Genomic DNA, 21,683 nt, shown 5'->3' with positions numbered 1-21,683 from the left:
TCCTGTTTGATTCCGTTGCGAGGAGCGGCCGCGCGGTGCGCGCCGGCGAGCGCCTGATGTGTCTCATGCGCCTTCGCCGGTCGCGCACCGCCTCCGCGAATTGCGTTGCTGTGAACCGTTGGTTCTAACTCAGGCCCGCCTGGGTCAAGCCCGCTTGGCTTCTGCCCGCTTGGGCGGCGCCTTCATATTGGCCGCGATTATAAGCCAGCACAAGACGAGCCCCGAGCATGTGTAAAAGACCGCGCTCGCGCCTTCGTGCTTGAGTATCCATCCGCCCACCACGCCGCCGAGCGCAAGCCCGATCGACTGCGTGGTGTTGTACACGCCCGTGGCCGCCCCCTTGCGGTTGCCCGGCGCGAGCTTCGACACGAGCGAAGGCTGCGAAGCCTCCAGGATGTTGAAGCCGAGGAAGTACACAAACAGCACGGCCGACACGATGACAAGTGTATGCGCGAGCGAGCCGAGCAAAAGCTGGCCGATCAGGATAAGACCGATCGCAGAGACGAGCACGGCCTTCATCTTGCCCCGCTTCTCCGCGACGATGATGGCCGGCACCATCATGACGAACGCGAGGCCCATGACCGGCAGATAGATCATCCAGTGCGACGCAACCGGCAGGCCCGCGTCCACGAGCAGGCGCGGCACGACGAGAAAAAGCGCCGTTTGCGTGGCGTGCAGCACGAGCACGCCGAAGTTCAGGCGCAGCAGCTCCACGTTGTGCAGCACCTCGGCGAACGGGGCGCGCACGTGCACGGGCTTGCTGGGCGCGTCGGGCACGACCCAGATCACCACGCCCACCGCGAGAATCGAGAACACCCCGACCAGCGTGAACAAACCGCTCATCCCGACCCAGTGGAACACGATCGGCGCGCCGACGATGGCAACGGCGAACGACATGCCGATCGAGCCCCCCACCATCGCCATGGCCTTGGTGCGGTGCTCCTCGGCGGTCAGGTCGGCGATGAACGCCAGCACGGCCGACGATACCGCGCCCATGCCCTGGATCACCCGCCCGACGATAATCCAGGTCATGTCGTGCGCGCCCGCCGCGACGAAGCTGCCGATCGCGAAAATGACGAGGCCAGCCGCGATGACGGGCTTTCTGCCCACCATGTCCGAAACCCAGCCGTAGAAAATATAGAGGAGCGACTGCGTGACGCCGTACGCGCCGAGCGCAATGCCGACGAGCAGAAGGTTGTCGCCGCCGGGAATAGTTTTCGCGTAGACCGAAAACACCGGCATGATCATGAAGAGACCGAGCATGCGCAGCGCGAAGATCGCCGCCAGCGAGACGGTCGCGCGCAACTCGGGCGCGCTCATGCGCGAGGATGTAGCGGGTGAATTGGAGGACATCGGAGCGTTATGTGTTTGGACCGCAAGTGCCCGCACGTTTGTTGACCGGGACGCCCCCTGACGCGCCTCTTTCGAGGCCCTTGCACTTGCCGCTCCGGGCCCTTTCAAAGACCGTCAGCAAGCCGTAACGGCGGTCTGGAAAAGTCGTTATAGTAGCAGGTTTGGTTTCCCTTTCTCCCGCAGGTTCATGGAACAGATCCGTATCCGTGGGGCCCGAACCCACAACCTGAAGAACGTCAATCTGGACCTGCCGCGCCACAAGCTCGTGGTGATCACTGGGCTTTCCGGCTCGGGCAAGTCCTCTCTGGCATTCGACACGCTCTACGCGGAAGGCCAGCGCCGTTACGTGGAAAGCCTCTCGGCCTACGCGCGCCAGTTCCTGCAGCTCATGGAGAAGCCCGACGTCGACCTGATCGAGGGTCTGTCGCCGGCTATTTCCATCGAGCAGAAGGCCACGTCGCACAATCCGCGCTCCACCGTCGGCACCGTCACCGAGATCCACGACTACCTGCGACTGCTTTACGCACGCATCGGCACGCCCTACTGCCCGGACCACGAAATTCCGCTGGAGTCGCAAAGCGTCTCACAGATGGTGGATGCCGCGCTCGCCCTGCCCGAAGAAACGAAGCTGATGATCCTGGCTCCCGTGATCGTGGACCGCAAGGGTGAGCACGCCGAGCTTTTCGACGACATGCAGGCGCAGGGTTTCGTGCGCTTTCGGGTGCGCTCGGGCGGCGGCACGGCCAACGAAGGGGAAGCGAAGATCTACGAGGTGGAGTCGCTGCCCAAGCTCAAGAAGAGCGAGCGCCACACCATCGACGTGGTGGTGGACCGCCTGAAGGTGCGCCCCGACATGAAGCAGCGCCTCGCGGAGTCGTTCGAAACCGCGCTGCGTCTGGCCGACGGCCGCGCCATCGCGCTCGAAATGGACACGAACCGCGAGCACCTCTTCAGCTCCAAGTTCGCCTGCCCGATCTGCTCGTATTCGCTGCCGGAGCTGGAGCCGCGCCTCTTCTCGTTCAACAACCCGATGGGCGCGTGCCCCGAGTGCGACGGTTTGGGCCAGATCACGTTCTTCGATCCGAAGCGCGTGGTCGCGCACCCGTCGCTCTCGCTCGCGGCGGGCGCCGTGAAGGGCTGGGACCGGCGCAACCAGTTCTACTTCCAGATGCTGCAGAGCCTCGCGGCGTTCTACGACTTCGATATCGACACCGCGTTCGAGGACCTGCCGGAGAAAGTGCGCAAGATCCTGCTCTACGGCTCGGGCAAACAGGAGATTCCGTTCTCGTACATCAACGAGCGCGGCCGCACTTCGGTGCGCGAGCACGTATTCGAAGGGATCATCCCGAACCTCGAGCGCCGCTACCGCGAGACCGACTCGGCCGCCGTGCGCGAGGAGCTTTCGAAGTACCAGAACAACCAGGCCTGCCCGCACTGCGAAGGCACGCGTCTGCGCCGCGAAGCGCGCTTCGTGCGCATCGGCGCGGGCGAAGAGGCGCGCGCCATTTATGAAGTGAGCGGCTGGCCGCTGCGCGACACGCTCGGCTACTTCCAGACGCTGCACCTCGAAGGTGCAAAGCGCGAGATCGCCGACAAGGTGGTCAAGGAAATCGTCGCGCGCCTCATGTTCCTGAACAACGTCGGGCTCGACTATCTCTCGCTCGAACGCAGCGCCGAGACGCTTTCCGGCGGCGAGGCGCAGCGCATCCGCCTCGCCTCGCAGATCGGCTCGGGCCTGACGGGCGTGATGTACGTGCTCGACGAGCCGTCCATCGGCCTGCACCAGCGGGACAACGACCGCCTCATCTCCACGCTCAAGCATCTGCGCGACCTCGGCAACTCGGTGATCGTCGTCGAGCACGACGAGGACATGATCCGCATGGCCGACTACGTGGTCGACATGGGTCCGGGCGCGGGCGAGCACGGCGGCATGGTGATTTCGCAGGGAACGCCCGGGGAAGTCGAGCACGATCCGGCCTCGATGACGGGCCAGTACCTCTCGGGCGCGCGCCGCATCGACTATCCGGATGAGCGCATCGAGCCCGGCGAGCGCCGCCTGCGCATCGTCGAGGCCCACGGCAACAACCTCAAGCACGTGACGCTCGACCTGCCCGTCGGTCTTTTGACCTGCGTGACGGGCGTCTCGGGCTCGGGCAAGTCCACGCTCATCAACGACACGCTCTATCACGCCGTGTCGCAGCATCTGTATGGATCGTCGGCGGAACCGGCGCCGTTCGAGGCGATCGAGGGCCTCGAGCACTTCGACAAGGTCATCAACGTCGACCAGTCGCCGATCGGGCGCACGCCGCGCTCGAACCCGGCCACCTACACGGGCCTCTTCACGCCTATCCGCGAACTGTTCGCCGGCGTGCCGGCCGCCAAGGAACGCGGCTACGAGTCGGGCCGCTTCTCGTTCAACGTGAAGGGCGGGCGCTGCGAAAGCTGCCAGGGCGACGGCGTGCTCAAGGTGGAAATGCACTTCCTGCCCGACGTGTACGTGCCCTGCGACGTCTGCCACGGCAAGCGCTACAACCGCGAGACGCTGGAGATTCAATACAAGGGCCGGAACATCAGCGAAGTGCTCGACATGACGGTGGAAGCCGCCTACGAGTTCTTCAAGGCGGTGCCGGTAGTGGCGCGCAAGCTCAAGACGCTGCTGGATGTCGGCCTTGGCTACATTCGCCTCGGCCAGTCGGCCACCACGCTCTCGGGCGGCGAAGCGCAGCGCGTGAAGCTTTCGCTCGAACTTTCCAAGCGGGACACGGGCCGCACGCTGTATATACTCGACGAGCCGACCACGGGTCTGCACTTCCACGACATCGCGCTTTTGCTCGAAGTGATTCATCGGCTTCGAGATCAGGGCAACACGGTGGTCATCATCGAGCATAATCTCGATGTAATCAAAACCGCCGACTGGGTCGTGGACATGGGACCGGAAGGCGGCGCGGGCGGTGGGCAGATCGTGGCCCAGGGGACGCCCGAACAGGTGGCGAAGTCGAAGGCAAGCTTCACGGGCCGCTATCTCGCGCCGCTGCTCAAGCGCCAGATCGCCGCGCTGGACACGGCCTCGGGCAAGTAACCCGCCAGGCGGACTGACAACCGGGCCGGAAATTTAGCAGTAGAAATAGCTGCAGCAACAACGGGTCGGGGGCGCGTGCGCCCCCGAAGTTTGGAGACGGAAAATACCCAACATGGTCAAGCGCAACGAAGCGACCGAAGATAAACAGGTGCGCGACCTGCGGCCACGCCCGGTCAGGCTCACGAGCGACATGAGCCTGCCGAAGCTTTCGGCAGTGGAAATCGGCAGCTATGTGGCCGCGCTCGCCGGCATGCTGGCGGTGCTGCACCTGAACCTGCTCGGCGCGCTGCTCGCGGGTATGCTCGTCTTCCAGCTCGTTCATACCATTTCGCCGCTCATCGAGCGGCGCATGTCGAGCAGCCGCGCCCGCTGGCTCTCCGTGGTGCTGGTTTCTATCGTGATAGTGGGCGTGCTCACGGGGCTCACCGTCGGCGTGATCGAGCAGTTCGAAAGCGATGTGCCGAGCGTGCAGAAAGTCATGGCGCAGATGATGACGTTCGTCGACCAGGCGCGCGGGCGCATTCCCGAGTCCATCGCCGCCTATCTGCCCGTGGACGTCGCCCAGATGAAGCTCAAGGCGCTCGCGCTCATGCACGAGCACGCCACGCAGCTCGGCCAGGGCGGCAAGAACGCCGCGCGCATCTTCGGGCATATCGTGATCGGCATGATCATCGGCGCGATCATCGCCATCGGCGCGCAGAAGAACGCCACGCGGCTGCCGCTCTCCACGGCGTTCGTTACGCGCGTGTCCCGTTTCGCCGACGCGTTCCGCCGCATCGTGTTCGCGCAGGTGAAGATTTCGGCCATCAACACGGTGTTCACCGGCCTCTTCCTCCTGCTCGCGCTGCCCGTGTTTCACGCGCCGCTGCCGCTCGCGAAGATGCTGGTCGTGGTGACCTTCGTCGTAGGCCTGTTGCCCGTGATCGGCAACCTGATCTCGAACACGCTGATCGTCGCCATCGCGCTCACCGTGAGCCTGCCCGCGGCGGTCACGGCGCTCGTGTTCCTCATCCTGATCCACAAGCTCGAATACTTCCTGAACGCGCGCATCGTGGGCGGCCAGATCGAGGCGCGCACGTGGGAGCTGCTCGTCGCCATGCTCGTGATGGAGGCCGCATTCGGCATTCAAGGCGTGATTGCCGCGCCGATTTTCTACGCGTATATCAAGCGCGAACTGATCTATCTGCGGCTCGTCTGAGCCGCTGTCTTCCGAGCCCGTGCGCGGCCCTCAGCGCCCGCGCGGCTCGCCGGGCACGTCGGCCATGCCGTCGTGGCCCATCGCGTAGATCGCCACCTGCACGCGGCTCGTGAGATTGAGCTTGCGCAAAATATTGCGCACGTGAATCTTCACCGTGCTCTCCGCCAGGTCGAGCGTACGCGCAATCTCCTTGTTGCTCGCGCCGCGCGCCAGCTCGCGCACGATGTCGCGCTCGCGCGCCGTGAGCGTCTCCGCACTCGCGCGCGCAGCACCTGTGGCGCCAGTTGTGGCGGTCGCGCCAGCCGAATGCGCAGGCTTGCGCATCTGCTCCACGAGCTTCGCCGTCATGTGCTCGGTAATGACCGGCTGGCCGCTAGCGGCCTTGCGGATCGCCGCCACCAGCGCGTCGGCGTCGATGCTCTTGAGCAGGAAGCCGCGCGCGCCCTCGCGCATCGCGGCGGTAAGTTCGTCGGCTTCCTCGGAGACAGTGAGCATCACGACCGCCGTGTCCGGCAGGTCCTCCACCAGCAGTTGCAGCGTTTCGAGCCCCGAGAGGCCCGGCATGTTCAGGTCGAGCAGGATGACGTCGGGCAGGTGCTGCTTCGCGCGCTTGACGCCTTCCACGCCGTCCGACGCCTCGCCGACCACTTCCAGGTCGGGCTGGCGCTGCAGAAGCGCACTCACGCCCGAGCGAAAGAGCGTGTGGTCGTCGATGAGCAGGATGCGTATGGTCATGGGGATCGTTGTTTTGTCGCGATGTCTTCTGATTTTGATCGTAACGCCATCGGCCGGGTTCATTGGCTCCATTTACGCCGCCATGCGGCTCGCGGCGGGCAGCACCAGTTCGACGCGCGCGCCGCGGCCCGGCGCGCTCTGCAGCGTGAGCACGGCGGCAAGACGTCTCGCGCGCTCATGCATGATGTGAAACCCCACGTGCGATTCGCCGCGCGAGGCGATATCGGCGGGATCGTAGCCCACGCCGTCGTCTTCGACCGTGAGGCGGAAGTCGCGCGCGTTCACGACGCTCACCTGCACGTGCAGCGCTTCCGCATGCTTGCGCGCATTCGAGAGCGCCTCCTGCAACACGAAGAGTACCTGCAGCTGCTGGTCGGGCGGCAGCGGCGGACCGTCTTCGTCCCGATAATCGAGCGTCAGCTCGGCGTCCGACTGGCGGCGAAAGCGCGCCACGGTGTCCTCCACGGCGAGCCGCAGCTTGCCCGGGCCGAGCTTCGTGCGGAAATTCAGCAGCAGTTCGCGCACGTCGTCGTAGCTTTCCTCCACGCCGCCCGCGAGCAGCGGCACGATCTCGCGAATCTCGTCGAGGTCGCCCTGCTGCGCCGCCCCATCGAGCAGGTGTACTTGCATCTTCAGGAAGCTCAGGCCTTGCGCGATGCTGTCGTGCAGCCCCTGAGCGACGAGATTGCGCTCTTCCGACACGGCGAGCTGGCGCCCGAGCGCCACGAGCCGCCGGTTCATGAGCGCGACGCCGAGATGGCGGCCGAGCGTCTGCAGCAACTGGACGCCCGACGGCGGAATCTCCCGCTCGCGCCGGAAGTGCAGCGAGAACGTGCCGAGCGTCTCGTTCTGCGCGACGATGGCCGACACCGCGACGCTCACGAAGCCCGCCTTCAGGCAGCGCTGCGTAAAAGCGCCGCCATGGCCGCTTTCGATGCTTTCGACGCTTTCGCCAATCTCGCCGCCGGCCGCGCGCATGCCTGGCGGCGCCATCAGGCCGAATATGACCGGCGCCTCGGCCGTGGCGCCCCCGCACGCACAGTCCGCCGCCGGCATGCACTGCTCCGCGCGCGTGATCGATTCGGGCATGCCTTCCGAGACGAGCAGATGCAGATTGCCGTCGTCAGGCGAAACGACGCGCACCGTGCCGCCGTCGGCGTCGAATTCGCGCATCACGCGCGTGAGGAAATCGTGGCACAGGCTTTCCGCGGGGCCCGGCGTGTTGAGAAACGCCGCCATCTCGTAGAGCGTGGCGAGTTCGCGGTTTTGCGCCGCCAGTTGCGCGGTCTTGGCGTCCACGCGCTCGGCCAGGTCCTGGTATAGCGCCTGCAGCTCCGCGACCATGCGGTTGAAGCCTTGCGTGAGATGCCCGAATTCGTCGTACGTTTCGACCGGCAGCCGCGTGTCGAACTCCCGCGCCTCGATGCGCGCGAGCCCGTCCTGCAAACGCTGCACGGGCGCCACGAACCACTGGTAGAGCAGATAGACGATCGCCATCGTGCCCACGCACGACAGCGCCGCGAGCGCGACCTGCGAAATGCGCAGCCACGCGGTCTTGCGCGCATTCTCGCGCTCGATCAGGCTGACGAGCTGGTTCGCCTCGTCGACGAAGCCCGGCAGCAGGCCGATGTACTTCAAGGGCTCGCCCCCGCTGACAGCGAGGTCGTTCAGCGCCGCGGGTTTGAGCGTCTGGTTCCAGGCGGTCGCGACGCGTTCGAACTGCGCGTGGATGCCGGCATCGGAGGGAAGAAAGAGCGGCCGCGCCGGATCGCCGTCGCGCAATTCGCGCAGCGTGTCGTCGAGCTGCCGCATCTGGGCGTCAACTTGCGAGGGCTGCCCGGTGCGGGCTTCCCACAGTGCAATCGCCACCGCGTTCGCGCGCATGCGCAGGCTGCCCGCGTCGTTGATCGCAGCGCCGCCGCCTTCGAGCTGCCAGGAAAGCCAGAGCGTGCCGCTGATCATCGCGAGCACGAGCGCGAGCGCGACCGTGGAAAGCACAACGATGCGCGTGGAGAGCCGCTTCGGGAACGGCGCTTCCTGCGCGTCGGAAGATACGGCAGATGCGGTTGCGAAATCGGAAGACGGAGTCATGGCCGGGACCGGAAATCGGCTGCGCCGAAACGGCGGCGCCTATACCCAACATTATCTGACGGAGCGCGGCCGATCGCGCGCTATGTCGCGGTCTGCGCGGCCAACTGCGACACTATGCGACAGTCCGACTGCCTCACAGGAGAGTCCCGGCGAACCACGTTGCGCCGCCCCTTGCTCGTGCGCATCGCGAAAAAAAGCGGGGAATGCGAGTGTGCCTCGCTCCCCGCAATGAACGACCATCCCCACGGCCGTCCAGAGGCAAACGTTGGCCGCTAGCGGCTGCGCACGAGCTGCCAGGCGCGCGAGAGATAGGTGATCGAAGCGAACCCGCTCCACACGTGCACGAGCCGGGTGAACGGGAAGATCACGAACAGCGTCATGCCCATGAAGAGGTGCATGCGGAAGATGAGCGGCGCGTCTGCCACGTGGCTCGCGGCGTCGCCGCGGAACGTGACGATGTGCTGCGCCCAGGTCATGAGCCGCACCATCATCGCGCCGTCCATGTGGCTCGCCGATTCGCCGATGGTGCTCAGCCCGAGCAGCAGCGTGACGAGCAGCCACAACAGCAGCACCTTGTCGCCCACGCGCGTCACGGCCGAAACGCGTGCGTTCGAAAGCCGTCTGTGCAGCAGGATCGCGAGGCCCACCAGACACATCGAGCCCATCACGCCGCCCGCGACCATCGCCACGAGCTGCTTGACCGCGTGCGGCACGCCGAGCCAGTCCCACACGGCGACGGGCGTGAGCAGACCGAACAGATGCCCGAAGAAAAGCCCGAGCACGCCGACGTGAAAGAGGATATTGCCAAGCCGCAAATGCCCGCGATAAAGCAACTGCGAGCTGTCCGCCTTCCACGTGTACTGTTCGCGCTCGAAGCGCGCGAGGCTGCCGAACAGGAAGATGGCGGCGGCAATATACGGGTAGATGCCGAACAAAAACTGATTGAACGTGTTCATGGCGATTCCTTTGCGCACGCAGACGAAGTGGTCGCGGTGGCCGCGGCAAACTGCGCTCGCGGGTGGAATTGAACGACCTGCGGTGAGTTGCTCTCGCCGAAAGCGTGCACGAGCGGCTCCACACCGTCGGCGCCGGTGCCGAAGCGTTCGAGCGCCTCGTCCATGTCGCGCACGGGCGCGCCCACGAGCGGCAGCGGCTCGACGTCGGTCAGCTCGCACAGCACCGTGAAGATGCCCGCGTAGGGGCTTTCACTCGTCTCGAGCTGATTGCCAAGCGCTGCGAGCACGTGAATCGCCTCGCCAAGCAGCGCGCGCGCCTCATCCTCACTAATCAGGCCGAGCACTTCGAGAAAGAGCGGCACGTAGTCGGGCAACTCGCTCGTCGCGACGTCGAGGCCATGGCTGCGGTATTCGTCGAGCAGATCGACCATCGCCTGGCCGCGCGCGCGGCTCTCGCCGTGCACGTGCTCGAACAGATGCAGCGAGTGGCGGCGATTGCGGTCGAACGTGGCCACGTACGTTTCCTGCGACTCGACGAGCGACTGCTCGCGCAGCGCCGCGATGAGCGGTGCCAGTTCGCGCACGGCGAATGCGCCGTTCGGCAGGGCTCCGAGCACGGCTTCGATCTCGTCGAGCGCGTCGAGCAAGGGCTGCTCGGGATAATCGAGCAGCGCCGAGAGAACCGGATAAATCGACATGATGGTGTCCTCCCGCTCAAGCTTCAGAAGGCGTCTTGCGACGCGACTTCGGCATATCGACATACACCACGCTGCCTTCGACCTTCGAGCCGAACAGCGAGCCCTCGGAGACGCCGCCCGAACACCCGTTGCCGAACGAGAAGCCGCAACTGCCCTTCTCGTTGAACGAGTCCTCGACCATTTCCTTGTGCGACGACGGCACGACGAAGCGGTCCTCGTAGTTCGCGATCGCCATGGTGCGGTACATGTCCTCGACCTGTTCGGGCGTGAGGCCCGCGCTCGCGAGAACCGCGTTGTCGTTCACGCCGTCCACAGCCTGGGTGCGCTTGTAAGCGCGCATCGCCAGCATGCGGCTGAGCGCCGAAATCACGGGCTTTTCGTCGCCGGCGGTGAGCAGGTTGGCGAGATAGCGCATAGGAATGCGCAGGCTCGCCACGTCGGGAATCACGCCATCCATGCCGATATGGCCCGCGTCGGCGGCCGACTGGATCGGCGAAAGCGGCGGCACGTACCAGACCATCGGCAGCGTGCGGTACTCGGGGTGCAGCGGGAACGCGATCTTCCACTCGACCGCCATGCGATACACGGGCGAACGCACGGCGGCGTCGAGCCAGCTCTGCGGCACACCCTGGCGGCGCGCCTCGGCCTGGATGGCGGGATCGTGCGGATCGAGGAACACGTCGAGCTGCGACTGATACAGATCCTGCGTCGATTCGACCGATGCCGCCTCGCTGATGCGGTCCGCGTCGTACAGCATCACGCCCAGATAGCGGATACGGCCCACGCACGTTTCCGAGCAGACGGTAGGCTGCCCCGCCTCGATACGCGGATAGCAGAAGATGCACTTCTCGGCCTTGCCGCTCTTCCAGTTGAAGTACATCTTCTTGTACGGGCAACCCGAGATGCACATGCGCCAGCCTCGGCACTTGTCCTGGTCGACGAGCACGATGCCGTCGTCTTCGCGCTTGTACACCGAGCCCGAGGGGCACGACGCCACGCACGCCGGATTCAGGCAGTGCTCGCACAGGCGCGGCAGATACATCATGAAGGTATTCTCGAAGGTCGAATACATCTCCTTCTGCACGTTCTCGAACAGCTTGTCGCGACTGCGCGAGGCGAACTCGCCGCCCAGGTCGTCTTCCCAGTTGGGACCCCAATGGATCTTGTCCATCTTCTTGCCGGTGATGACCGACACGGGGCGCGCGGTTGGCGGCGTCTGCGAGAGGCGCGCCTTCTGCAAATGCTCGTAGTCGTACGTGAACGGCTCGTAGTAGTCGTCGATACCAGGCAGGTTCGGGTTGGCAAATAGGTTGGCCAGCACCTTGAGCTTCGGCCCCTGGCGCGGCTCGAGCTTGCCGTTCGGGTTGCGGACCCAGCCGCCGTTCCACTTCTCCTGGTTCTCCCATTCCTTCGGATAGCCGATGCCGGGCTTCGTCTCGACATTGTTGAACCACGCGTACTCGACGCCATCGCGCGACGTCCACACGTTCTTGCACGTGACGGAACACGTATGGCAGCCGATGCACTTGTCGAGGTTCAGGACCATCGCCACCTGGGCGCGGATTTTCATGATGCTGCTCCTTCCTTCATCGGGCCTTCCAGCCACTCGACCTTCTTCATCTTGCGCACGATCACGTACTCGTCGCGATTGCTGCCGACGGTGCCGTAGTAGTTGAAGCCATATGCCAGTTGCGCGTAGCCGCCGATCATGTGCGTGGGCTTGAGCACCGTGCGCGTGACCGAGTTGTGAATGCCGCCGCGCATGCCGCTCGTTTCCGCGCCGGGAACGTTGATGATCTTTTCCTGCGCGTGATACATGAGGCACATGCCGCGCGGTACGCGCTGGCTCACCACGACGCGCGCGGTGAGCGTGCCGTTCACGTTGAACACTTCGACCCAGTCGTTATCGACGAGCCCCGCTTCCTTCGCCTCGGCTTCCGACACCCAGACGTGCGGGCCGCCACGCGAAAGCGTGAGCATGCGCAGGTTGTCCGTGTACGTGGAGTGGATACCCCACTTCTGGTGCGGCGTGATCCAGTTCAGCACGAGCTCTTGCTCGCCGTTGGGTTTCGCGCCGAGCATCGGCGAGGTCGTCTTCGTGTCGATGGCGGGCTTGTAGTTGCACAGGCCCTCACCGAAGTCGAGCATCCAGCGGTGATCCTGATAGAACTGCTGACGGCCCGTGAGCGTGCGCCATGGAATCAGCTCGTGCACGTTCGTGTAGCCCGCGTTGTAGCTCACCTCTTCCGATTCGAGGCCCGACCACGTAGGCGCGGAGATGATCTTGCGCGGCTGTGCCTGCACGTCGCGAAAGCGGATCTTGTCGTGCTCGCGGCCTTCGGCCAGATGCGTGTGATCGCGACCCGTGATCTTCGAGAGCGCGTCCCATGCCTTCACCGCTACATGGCCGTTGGTTTCCGGCGCGAAGGTGAGAATCATCTCGGCCGCGTCGATGGCCGTTTCCAGACGCGGGCGTCCCTCGGCCGCGCCGCGGTTCTGCTGGATGCCCGTGAGCTGTGCGAACTCGCCCACCTCGTGCACCGTGTTCCAGTTGATGCCCTTGCCGCCGTTGCCCAGCTTTTCGAGCAACGGCCCAACGGAGGTGAACTTGTTGTAGATCTCGCGATAGTCGCGCTCCACGAGCGTCATCGAAGGCGCGGTCTTGCCCGGGATCAGATCGCATTCGCCAAGGCGCCAGTCCTTCGGCTCGAACGCCTGACCGAGTTCGCCCGGTGTGTCGTGCATGAGCGGTGTGCACACGAGGTCCGTGCGCTTGCCCAAATGCGCGCCGCCGATCTCCGAAAACTTCTTCGCGATAGCCTTGTAGATCTCCCAGTCGGTCTTGCTCTCCCACAGCGGCTGCACCGCTTCGGACAGCGGATGGATGAACGGATGCATGTCCGACGTGTTGAGGTCGTCCTTCTCGTAGAACGTGGCCGTAGGCAGCACGATGTCGCCGTACAGGCACGTGGTGCTCATGCGGAAGTCGAGGACGGTAAGCAGGTCGAGCTTGCCTTCGGCCGCTTCGCGCACGTTCACTTCGGAGGGCTTGATCGCATCGGCTTCATCGCCGAAGAGCGCGTTCTGCGTGCCGAGCAGGTACTTGAGGAAGTACTCGTGTCCCTTGCCCGAACTACCGAGAATGTTCGAGCGCCACACGAACATGTTGCGCGGGAAGTTCGCGGGGTTGTCGGGGTCGTCGCAGGCGAAGTTCAATGCGCCCGACTTCAGCTGATCGACGGTGTATTGCACCGGCGGCACGCCCGCGCGCTGCGCGGCGTCCACCACGTCGAGCGGATTGGCGCCCAGTTGCGGCGCCGAAGGCAGCCAACCCATGCGCTCGGACTTCGCATTGAGGTCGAGCATAGAGAGGTTCTTGTAGCGTTCGCGGTCCGCGCCCGGGCCAAGAATCTCGTCCAGGCTCACCTTCTCGTGACGCCACTGGCTCGTGTGGTTGTAGAAGAACGACGTGCCGTTCATCTGGCGCGGCGGGCGCGACCAGTCGAGCGCGAACGCGAGCGGCGCCCAGCCGAATTGCGGACGCAGCTTTTCCTGGCCCACATAGTGCGCCCAGCCACCGCCGCTCTGGCCGATACAGCCGCACATCATCAGGAGATTGATGATGCCGCGGTAGATCATGTCGTTGTGGTACCAGTGATTGAGCGCCGCGCCCACGATCACCATGCTCTTGCCGCGCGTGCGGTCGGCGTTGTCGGCAAACTCACGCGCCACCTGGATCACGAGCTTGCGCGGCACCGTGGTGTGCTTCTCCTGCCATGCGGGCGTGCAGGGCACGTCGTCGTCATACGAGGATGCGACGTTCGGGCCGCCCAGCCCCTGGTCGACGCCGTAGTTGGCCATCTGCAGGTCGTAGACGGTGGCGACCAGCACGCTCGTGCCGTCCGCCAGCGCCACGCGCTTCACGGGCACGCGGCGCGCGAGCAGCGCGCCATGTTCGCCGCCGAAGTACGGGAAGCCCACCTCGACCACTTCGTCATGCTGATCGACGAGCGAAAGGCGCGGATCGATTTCGCGGCCGCTGCCGCCGTCCTTCATTTCGAGGTTCCAGCGGCCCACCTTCTTGCCGCCGTCGTGCTCGCCTTCGCCCCAGCGGAAACCGATCGAGCCGTTCGGCGCGACGATGTCGCCTGTGGTCGAATCGATGGCGAGCGTCTTCCACTGCGGGTTGTTCGCCTCGTCGAGATTCGCGGCGAGTTGCGACGCGCGCAGGAACTGGTCCGGCACGAGCGAGCCGTCGCGCTTCGCGAGCGTGACGAGCATCGGCATGTCGGTGTACTGCTTCACGTAGTCGCGGAAGTACGCGGACTTCGCCGTTGCGTGAAACTCCTTGAGCACCACGTGGCCCATCGCGAGCGCGAGCGCCGCGTCGGTACCCTGCTTCGGCGCGAGCCAGATATCGCCGAACTTCACCATCTCGCCGAAGTCGGCCGACACGGCCACCGTCTTCGTGCCCTTGTAGCGGACCTCGGTATAGAAGTGGGCGTCGGGCGTGCGCGTTTGCGGTACGTTCGAGCCCCACACCATGAGGTACGTGGAGTTGTACCAGTCGGCCGATTCGGGCACGTCGGTCTGCTCGCCCCACACCTGCGGCGAGGAAGGCGGCAAGTCGCAATACCAGTCGTAGAACGAGAGGCACGCCCCGCCGATGAGGCTCAGATAACGCGCGCCCGCGGCGTACGAGACCATCGACATTGCCGGAATCGGCGAGAAGCCCACCACGCGATCGGGACCGTACTTGCCGATGGTGTAGGCGTTGGCCGCCGCGATCATTTCGGTGGCCGTGTCCCACCCGGCGCGTACGAAGCCGCCCTGGCCGCGCGCGCTCTTGTAGTGCGCCGCCTTCTTCGGGTCCTCGACGATCGAAGCCCATGCCTTGACCGGGTCGAGCGTCTGGCGCGCCTCGCGCCACATCTCGATCAGGCGCCCGCGGATCATCGGATACTTCACGCGCTGCGCCGAATAGACGTACCAGCTATACGAGGCGCCACGCGGGCAGCCGCGCGGTTCGTGATTGGGCAAGTCGGCGCGCGTGCGCGGATAGTCGGTCTGCTGCGTTTCCCACGTGATCAGGCCGTTCTTCACGTAAACCTTCCACGAGCACGAGCCCGTGCAGTTCACGCCGTGGGTGGAGCGCACGATCTTGTCGTGCTGCCAGCGGCTGCGATAGCCGTCTTCCCACTTGCGGTCCTCGTTCACCACCGCGCCGTGGCCCTTCGAAAACGTCGACTTCACGCGCGACATGAACTTCAACCGGTCCAGAAAATAACTCATCAGGTTCTCCGGGACTGCTGCTGGAATCGATCGATCGCGCCTGTCGCCGCCCGCTTGCGTTGCCTGCGTGGCGCCTGGCGCTCGTATCGTTCCGAGTATGGCGAGCAGGCGCTTGCCTGCCCATTCATCAAGGGGAGAGTTCACGCAGCGCAATGGGATGAGTCCCCATGCGCCGCACTACTCCCAAAGGACTAATCCGATCAGCAAGGCATGGACGCGTTGCGGCGCGCGTAGAACAACCACGTGACCACCGCGCACACCACATAGAAGCCGATGAAGCACACGAGCGCGCCGACCGGTGAGCCGGTCATGTCGAGCGACGTGCCGAAGCTCTTCGGAATGAAGAAGCCGCCGTATGCGCCCATTGCACCCGCGAAGCCGAGCACCGCCGCCGATTCCTTGCCCGCTTCGGCAAGTGCGCTGCGCTTCGCCTCATCGCCCTTGCCCTTCGCGGCGCGTTGATGCTGCGTGAGGAAGATCACGGGGATCATGCGGAAGGTCGAGCCGTTGCCGATGCCGGTGAGCGCGAACAGCACGACGAACATCGCGAGGAAGCCCGCGAAGCTGCCCTGTGCGCCGCCCAGCGCGCCGCCCGGCAGGAACGCGATCACGCCCATCACCGCGACGATCATCGCGAGGAAAGTCCAGAGTGTGACGCGCGCGCCGCCGAGCTTGTCCGAGATCCAGCCGCCGACGGGGCGCGTGAGCGCGCCGGCGAGCGGCCCGAGGAAGGCCCATGCAGTGGGGTTGATGGCGGGAAACTCCGCCTTCGTGAGAAGCGCGAGGCCGGCCGAGAAACCGATGAACGAGCCGAACGTGCCGACATAGAGGAAGCACATGATCCAGTTGTGCGCGCGGCGGAAGATCACGGCCTGCTCGCTGAACGAGGCCTTCGCATCGGCGATGTCGTTCATGCCGAACCATGCGGCAAACGAAGAGGCGACGATGAGCGGAATCCACACGAAGCCCGCGTTCTGCAGCCAGATGCTGTGCTCGACGCCGTCCTTCACGTAGGTCTGGCCGTCGCCGAGCAGGCCCGCGAACACGGCCGTCGAGATGACGATCGGGGTGACGAACTGCACGAGCGAAACACCAAGGTTGCCGATGCCCGCATTGAGGCCGGTGGCAAAACCCTTGCGCGCCTTCGGAAAGAAGAAGCTGATGTTCGCCATCGACGAGCTGAAGTTCGCGCCGCCCAGACCGCACAGCAGCGCGAGCACGAGCAGCGTCGAATACGAGGTGGACGGATCGCGCAGTGCGAAGCCCATGCCGAAGGCCGGAATCAGGAGGCTCGCCGTGGAGATCGCCGTGAAGCGGCGGCCGCCGAAAATCGGCACGAGAAACGAATAGAAGATGCGCAACGTGGCGCCCGAAAGCGCGGGCAGCGCCGTGAGCCAGAAGAGTTCGTTCTTCGTGAAGTGAAAGCCGCCCTTGTCGAGATTGACGACCGTGACGCTCCACAGCGACCACACCACGAACGCCAGCATCAGCGCGGGAATCGAAATCCACAGGTTACGGGTGGCGATCTGCTCGCCGGAAGCCTGCCAGAACTTCGAGTTCTCGGGCTCCCATTGGGTCAGGAGATATTTGGACATGATTGTGCTCGTACAGTAGGCGCCGCACGCGCGGCGCAAGTTGGATCATTCGGAGTACGTGGTTTCCTTCGGCGCCGGCGTCGCGGTGCGAACCTTGCGTGCAAGCTTCGCGCTGCCGTGGGCGAGCGCTTCGGGGCGGAACGAGAAGTGCATGAAAAGCAGGCTTACGATGGTGGCGCCGAACATCAACATGAAGCAGGTCGTGCGCACGCCCGTGAGGTCGACGAGCAGGCCGAACAGGATCGGCAGCACGAAGCCCGCGAGGCCGCCCGCCAGCCCCACGACGCCGGAGACGGCGCCGATGTTGTCGGTGTACTCGTCGCCGATGAACTTGAAGACCGAGGCCTTGCCTACCGCCATCGCGATACCGACGACGAACATCAGCACCGTGTAGAACACCGGCCCCGTGCTGATATGCAGGCCGAGCGGGCCATGCGCGCTGTGGATCGTGAAGTCGGTCGGCGGATAGCTCAGCAGGAAGAAGCACGCGAGCGCGACCCACATCACGGCCCACGTCGTGCGATAGGCGCCGTAGCGGTCGGAGAGCCAGCCGCCTACCGCACGCAGCACGCCGCCGGGCAGCGAGAAGCACGCCGCGAGAAACGCAGCCTGCTCGATGCCGAAGCCATACTGATTCACGTAGTACTGCGGCATCCACAGCGACAGGCCGACATAGCCGCCGAACACCACCGAGTAGTACTGCGCGTAGCGCAGCACACGCGGGTCGGCGAGCACGCGCATCTGGCTCGCCACGCTCGCCGTGCCGCCCACGCGGTGCGCGGGGTTGCTCGCGGAGAACAACAGGAACAGCAGCGCAGTCGCGAGCATGGCGACGGCGTAGACCTTCGGCACGATGGTCCACGTACCGGCCGCGACGATCAGCACCGGTGCCACGAACTTGTTAAGCGCGGCGCCCGAATTGCCCGCGCCGAAGATGCCCATGGCGAGCCCCTGGCGAGACTTCGGGAACCAGCGCGCGACATAGGGCGTGCCCACCGAGAACGATGCGCCGGCGAACCCCACGAACAGGCCCAGCGTGAGGAATTGCCAGAGTTGCGTCGCATACGAGACGAGCCAGATCGGCACGACGGTCGCGAGCATGGTGATGAAGAAGACGATGCGCCCGCCGAAGCGGTCGGTCCAGATGCCGAGCGGCACGCGTGCGAGCGAGCCGGTGAGCACGGGCATCGCGGCAATCAGGCCGAATTCGGTATCGGTGAGGTGGAGCTGCTTTTTGAGCGGAATGCCGAGGATCGCGAACATCATCCAGACGGCGAAGCAGATCGTGAACGCGAAGGTGCTCGAACCCAGCACGCGCCAGGCACGGCTATCGGCGACGGGTTCCGCTTGCGGGGATAAGGCCGCTTTCATGAATTTCCCTCTTGTCGTTTAGTTGACGTGACAAGAGTAGGAAAGACGAAAGGTGCGGACTATTCTCCGCAGGGAGTGCGCGACGATGCGCCACTAGAACTTAAGGAGTAGTACCGCGGGAGTGAGTTGGCGCAGAAGAAAAATCGCATGCATGCGAACGCGCCGGAGAGCAATAAGATTAGTTCGAAAAGCCGTAGCGTGTCATGAAACACGCTACGGCATGGTGTCGCACGCGATCAATAAAAGATCAACGGAACACGACCGTTTTGTGCCCGTTGAGCACGATGCGATGCTCCACGTGCCACTTCACCGCGCGCGCGAGCGTCACGCACTCCACGTCGCGGCCAATGGCGGTGAGCTGGTCCGGCGTCATGTTGTGATCCACGCGCTCGACTTCCTGCTCGATGATCGGGCCTTCGTCGAGATCGGACGTCACATAGTGCGCCGTTGCGCCAATCAGCTTCACGCCGCGATCGAACGCCTGGTAGTACGGCTTCGCGCCCTTGAAGCTCGGCAGGAACGAATGATGGATGTTGATCGCGCGGCCTTCGAGCGCCTTGCACAGCTGCGGCGAGAGGATCTGCATGTAGCGCGCGAGCACGACGAGATCGGCGCCTTCGCGGTTCACCACTTCGAGCACGCGCGCTTCCTGCGCCGCCTTGTCGGCCTCGGTGCCGCCGAGCAGCGGGAAGTGATGGAACGGAATGTTGTAGCTCGCGGCGAGCTGATAGAAGTCCTTGTGATTCGAGATGATCGCCGGAATCTCGATAGGCAGCTGGCCGGTGCGATAGCGGAACAGCAGGTCGTTCAGGCAATGGCCGATCTTCGAGACCATGATGACGACGCGCGGCTTCACGTTCGCGTCATGCATTTCCCAGCGCATGCCGAACTCCTGCGCGAGCGGCTCGAACGCGCTGCGCAGGCCGTCGAGGCCCGGGTCGCCGCCCACTTGCTGGAAGTGCACGCGCATGAAGAACTCGCCCGTGTGGCTGTCGCCGAACTGGGCCGAGTCGAGAATATTGCTGCCGCGCTCGAACAGAAAGCCCGACACGGCGTGCACGATGCCAGGCCGGTCGGCGCACGACAGTTTGAGGATGAAGCTGTGATCGGTCGACATGACCTTGGTAACTCCCGTCAAGACTTGGTGTTTCTAAAAGGGCTTTGGGGCTTTGCTAAAAGAACCGGCGCCCTTTCACAGCGTCGGCGGTTCGAAGATCGCGGCAATGCCCTCGCACGCGTCTTCGTCAATCCATTGGCGGCGCAGCAGGCAGTCGAGCGTCGCGAGGCTCGCGTCCACCGTCATTGCGCCCTCCTCGATCCAGCGCGCGGCTTCGTCGATGCGCGCGAGGCGATGCTCGCCCACCTCGCCGTCCTGGTTGTGCGGCACGAAGTCGGCCGGGAGCACGAGATCGTAGATGAAGATCTGCTCGGCCTGCGTGCCTTCGGGCAGCGACTGCAGCACGTGCACCGTGCGGCCCGCGCGCGCCTTGCGCGCCAGCTCCTCGGGGATGCCCGCCTCTTCCCAGCATTCCTTCACGAGCGTGGCCTCGATGCCGAAGCCCCACCCGATGCCGCCCGCCACGACGTTGTCCAGCATGCCGGGGTCGGTGGCCTTGGTGTCGCTGCGCCGCGCAATCCACAATTGCGGCGCGCCGGGCGACACTGAATCTGCGTATTCTACGACGCCGTTCAGATGCACCGCGTACGTCATCGTACCGAAGAAGCGCGAGGCCGCGCGTTCGATAAAGGCGAGCGGCGGCGCGTCGAAGGCATTGCGGATCGCGTAGGTTTCGTTGCGCCAGCCCGGAATGTGCCCTTCCGCCGCAAGTGCGCCGATCACTGAGGCGAGGGCCGCGCTGCGTGCATCGACACTATCGAAGTGCGCGGCGAGCGTCACACGGGCGCTATCCGCATCGCCGTCGATTTCGAATACGTCGGGCCAGCGTGCGAGCAGCGCCACATCGTTCTCGCGTATCCAGCCCACGCGCTCGTCACCGATGTGAAACGGCAGATGCACGCCGGCATCGAAACGCCGCGCGTCGATAATGCAAGGCAAGGTCATCGATCAGGACTCCGTAGATCAGTCGCGCAGGGCGACGCGAATGCCGATGGCGATGAAGGTGATGCCGGCGAGGCGGTCGAGCCACACACCCGCGCGCGGCCGGCGCTTCAGCCAGCCGCCGATCGTGCCCGCGCACAGCCCGAAGACGGAGAACACCACGACCGTCTGAGCCATGAACACGAGGCCGAGCTCGAGCATCTGCAGCGTCACGTGCTGCGCGCCATGCGGGTCGACGAACTGCGGCAGGAACACGACGAAGAACAGCGTCACCTTCGGGTTCATGATGTTGCCGAGCACGCTCTGACGAAAGATCGCGGAGAGCGGCTGGCGCGGCCTGTCGCCGGCGGCGGCGAGACCCTGGCTGCGCAGCGCCTTCACGCCGATCCACACGAGATACGCGGCGCCGGCGAGCTTGAGGATCTGGAACGCGAGCGGCGAAGAGCGCAGCACGGCGGCCACGCCGAGTGCCGCGAGCGTGGTGTGGAACGTCACGCCCGCGGCGAAACCGAGCGCGGCCACGAGGCCGGCGGCGCGGCCCTGCGAAATGCCGCGCGCGAGCACCTGGAGATTGTCTGGACCGGGCGCGAACGTGATGGCGATGGAGGTGGCGAGAAAGAGCGCGAAATTCGGCATGAGATCGACTCGTGGCGGTGTGCGTTCGGGTGTCAGTGGCCGCCGAAGGCGGTCACGGTGAAGAGCGGCAGGCCTGCATCGGTGAGCAGCTTCGAGCCGCCCAGATCCGGGAGGTCGATGATTGCGGCGCCCTCCACCACGCTCGCGCCGAGGCGTTCGAGCAGCAGCTTGCCGGCCATCATGGTGCCGCCGGTGGCGATCAGGTCGTCGACGATCACGACGCGGTCGCCCTTGCCGCAGGCGTCCTCATGAATCTCGACGGTCGCTTCGCCGTATTCGAGCTTGTAGGTCTCGGAAACGGTCTTGTACGGCAGCTTGCCGATCTTGCGAATCGGAATGAAGCCCACGTTCAGCTCATACGCAACGATCGGCCCGATGATGAAACCGCGCGCATCGAGCCCGGCGACGTAGTCGAGCTTCGCATCGACATAGCGCTCGACGAACAGGTCGATCAGCACGCGCAGGCCCTTCGGATGGCCGATGAGCGGCGTGATATCGCGGAACTGCACTCCCGGCTGAGGCCAGTCGGGCACCGTGCGGATCAGGCTTTTCACGAACTGGGCGGCTTCAGCGCTCGGGTTCGCAGGTGCGTTGGACATGATTTCTCCGGGTAGTGGCTG

General features: G+C 64.9%; 15 protein-coding genes. 2 read left to right on the top strand and 13 right to left on the bottom strand.

Translation table 11 applies throughout. The annotated features are described in order from the left end of the window. Positions 1-144: 144 nt before the first annotated feature. The gene (locus E1N52_RS09590) at positions 145-1,353 is read right to left on the bottom strand and encodes an MFS transporter (RefSeq protein ID WP_425468034.1); all 1,209 of its coding nucleotides are present in this window, start codon (positions 1,351-1,353) and stop codon (positions 145-147) included. A gap of 187 nt (positions 1,354-1,540) precedes the next feature. On the opposite strand from E1N52_RS09590, the gene uvrA reads away from it, so the two are divergent. Then, the gene (gene uvrA, locus E1N52_RS09585) at positions 1,541-4,432 is read left to right on the top strand and encodes an excinuclease ABC subunit UvrA (RefSeq protein WP_133182254.1); all 2,892 of its coding nucleotides are present in this window, start codon (positions 1,541-1,543) and stop codon (positions 4,430-4,432) included. A 112-nt stretch (positions 4,433-4,544) separates the two neighbouring features. Next, the gene (locus E1N52_RS09580; RefSeq protein WP_133182252.1) at positions 4,545-5,630 is read left to right on the top strand and encodes an AI-2E family transporter; all 1,086 of its coding nucleotides are present in this window, start codon (positions 4,545-4,547) and stop codon (positions 5,628-5,630) included. Between the two features lie 30 nt (positions 5,631-5,660). On the opposite strand, the gene E1N52_RS09575 is transcribed toward E1N52_RS09580, so the two are convergent. The 12 genes from E1N52_RS09575 to E1N52_RS09520 form a co-directional block, all read right to left on the bottom strand. Next, positions 5,661-6,365: a response regulator gene (locus tag E1N52_RS09575; RefSeq protein ID WP_133182250.1), complete on the bottom strand. Its 705-nt coding sequence runs from the start codon at positions 6,363-6,365 to the stop codon at positions 5,661-5,663. A 72-nt stretch (positions 6,366-6,437) separates the two neighbouring features. Further along, complete coding sequence (locus E1N52_RS09570; RefSeq protein WP_133182248.1) at positions 6,438-8,456, bottom strand: type IV pili methyl-accepting chemotaxis transducer N-terminal domain-containing protein; 2,019 nt, start codon at positions 8,454-8,456, stop codon at positions 6,438-6,440. 272 nt (positions 8,457-8,728) lie between these two features. Further along, positions 8,729-9,412 carry a respiratory nitrate reductase subunit gamma gene (gene narI / locus E1N52_RS09565; RefSeq protein ID WP_133182246.1) on the bottom strand — a complete coding sequence of 228 codons (684 nt, stop codon included), beginning with the start codon at positions 9,410-9,412 and terminating at the stop codon, positions 8,729-8,731. Then, the gene (gene narJ, locus E1N52_RS09560; RefSeq protein WP_425468037.1) at positions 9,409-10,137 is read right to left on the bottom strand and encodes a nitrate reductase molybdenum cofactor assembly chaperone; all 729 of its coding nucleotides are present in this window, start codon (positions 10,135-10,137) and stop codon (positions 9,409-9,411) included. Before narJ ends, narI begins: the two co-directional genes overlap by 4 nt. Beyond that, positions 10,127-11,680, bottom strand: a complete 1,554-nt coding sequence (gene narH / locus E1N52_RS09555; protein WP_133182242.1) for a nitrate reductase subunit beta — start codon at positions 11,678-11,680, stop codon at positions 10,127-10,129. Before narH ends, narJ begins: the two co-directional genes overlap by 11 nt. Continuing rightward, the gene (locus E1N52_RS09550; protein ID WP_133182240.1) at positions 11,677-15,402 is read right to left on the bottom strand and encodes a nitrate reductase subunit alpha; all 3,726 of its coding nucleotides are present in this window, start codon (positions 15,400-15,402) and stop codon (positions 11,677-11,679) included. The genes narH and E1N52_RS09550 overlap by 4 nt, the downstream gene beginning before the upstream one ends. A gap of 200 nt (positions 15,403-15,602) precedes the next feature. Continuing rightward, positions 15,603-16,997 carry a NarK family nitrate/nitrite MFS transporter gene (locus tag E1N52_RS09545; RefSeq protein ID WP_133182238.1) on the bottom strand — a complete coding sequence of 465 codons (1,395 nt, stop codon included), beginning with the start codon at positions 16,995-16,997 and terminating at the stop codon, positions 15,603-15,605. A 45-nt stretch (positions 16,998-17,042) separates the two neighbouring features. Continuing rightward, positions 17,043-18,368: an MFS transporter gene (locus tag E1N52_RS09540; protein WP_133182236.1), complete on the bottom strand. Its 1,326-nt coding sequence runs from the start codon at positions 18,366-18,368 to the stop codon at positions 17,043-17,045. Positions 18,369-18,615: 247 nt separating this feature from the next. Next, positions 18,616-19,485, bottom strand: coding sequence for a formyltetrahydrofolate deformylase (gene purU, locus E1N52_RS09535; protein ID WP_133182234.1), 870 nt, complete (start codon positions 19,483-19,485; stop codon positions 18,616-18,618). Between the two features lie 75 nt (positions 19,486-19,560). Next, positions 19,561-20,430 (bottom strand): NUDIX hydrolase, encoded by an 870-nt coding sequence (locus E1N52_RS09530; RefSeq protein WP_133182232.1) that lies wholly within the window; start codon positions 20,428-20,430, stop codon positions 19,561-19,563. An 18-nt stretch (positions 20,431-20,448) separates the two neighbouring features. After that, complete coding sequence (locus E1N52_RS09525) at positions 20,449-21,063, bottom strand: LysE family translocator (protein WP_133182230.1); 615 nt, start codon at positions 21,061-21,063, stop codon at positions 20,449-20,451. A 32-nt stretch (positions 21,064-21,095) separates the two neighbouring features. Next, the gene (locus E1N52_RS09520; protein ID WP_133182228.1) at positions 21,096-21,662 is read right to left on the bottom strand and encodes an adenine phosphoribosyltransferase; all 567 of its coding nucleotides are present in this window, start codon (positions 21,660-21,662) and stop codon (positions 21,096-21,098) included. Positions 21,663-21,683 lie beyond the last annotated feature (21 nt).

This window comes from Paraburkholderia guartelaensis (assembly GCF_004353905.1).
Lineage (GTDB): Bacteria > Pseudomonadota > Gammaproteobacteria > Burkholderiales > Burkholderiaceae > Paraburkholderia > Paraburkholderia guartelaensis.
This window is presented reverse-complemented; position numbering and strand designations above follow the sequence as displayed.

What these genes read in the sequence shown, in the direction of transcription:
- E1N52_RS09590 (WP_425468034.1), bottom strand. Translation starts at nt 1,353, where the DNA reads ATGTCCTCCAATTCACCCGCTACATCCTCGCGCATGAGCGCGCCCGAG.
- uvrA (WP_133182254.1), top strand. Translation starts at nt 1,541, where the DNA reads ATGGAACAGATCCGTATCCGTGGGGCCCGAACCCACAACCTGAAGAAC.
- E1N52_RS09580 (WP_133182252.1), top strand. Translation starts at nt 4,545, where the DNA reads ATGGTCAAGCGCAACGAAGCGACCGAAGATAAACAGGTGCGCGACCTG.
- E1N52_RS09575 (WP_133182250.1), bottom strand. Translation starts at nt 6,365, where the DNA reads ATGACCATACGCATCCTGCTCATCGACGACCACACGCTCTTTCGCTCG.
- E1N52_RS09570 (WP_133182248.1), bottom strand. Translation starts at nt 8,456, where the DNA reads ATGACTCCGTCTTCCGATTTCGCAACCGCATCTGCCGTATCTTCCGAC.
- narI (WP_133182246.1), bottom strand. Translation starts at nt 9,412, where the DNA reads ATGAACACGTTCAATCAGTTTTTGTTCGGCATCTACCCGTATATTGCC.
- narH (WP_133182242.1), bottom strand. Translation starts at nt 11,680, where the DNA reads ATGAAAATCCGCGCCCAGGTGGCGATGGTCCTGAACCTCGACAAGTGC.
- E1N52_RS09550 (WP_133182240.1), bottom strand. Translation starts at nt 15,402, where the DNA reads ATGAGTTATTTTCTGGACCGGTTGAAGTTCATGTCGCGCGTGAAGTCG.
- E1N52_RS09545 (WP_133182238.1), bottom strand. Translation starts at nt 16,997, where the DNA reads ATGTCCAAATATCTCCTGACCCAATGGGAGCCCGAGAACTCGAAGTTC.
- E1N52_RS09540 (WP_133182236.1), bottom strand. Translation starts at nt 18,368, where the DNA reads ATGAAAGCGGCCTTATCCCCGCAAGCGGAACCCGTCGCCGATAGCCGT.
- purU (WP_133182234.1), bottom strand. Translation starts at nt 19,485, where the DNA reads ATGTCGACCGATCACAGCTTCATCCTCAAACTGTCGTGCGCCGACCGG.
- E1N52_RS09530 (WP_133182232.1), bottom strand. Translation starts at nt 20,430, where the DNA reads ATGACCTTGCCTTGCATTATCGACGCGCGGCGTTTCGATGCCGGCGTG.
- E1N52_RS09525 (WP_133182230.1), bottom strand. Translation starts at nt 21,063, where the DNA reads ATGCCGAATTTCGCGCTCTTTCTCGCCACCTCCATCGCCATCACGTTC.
- E1N52_RS09520 (WP_133182228.1), bottom strand. Translation starts at nt 21,662, where the DNA reads ATGTCCAACGCACCTGCGAACCCGAGCGCTGAAGCCGCCCAGTTCGTG.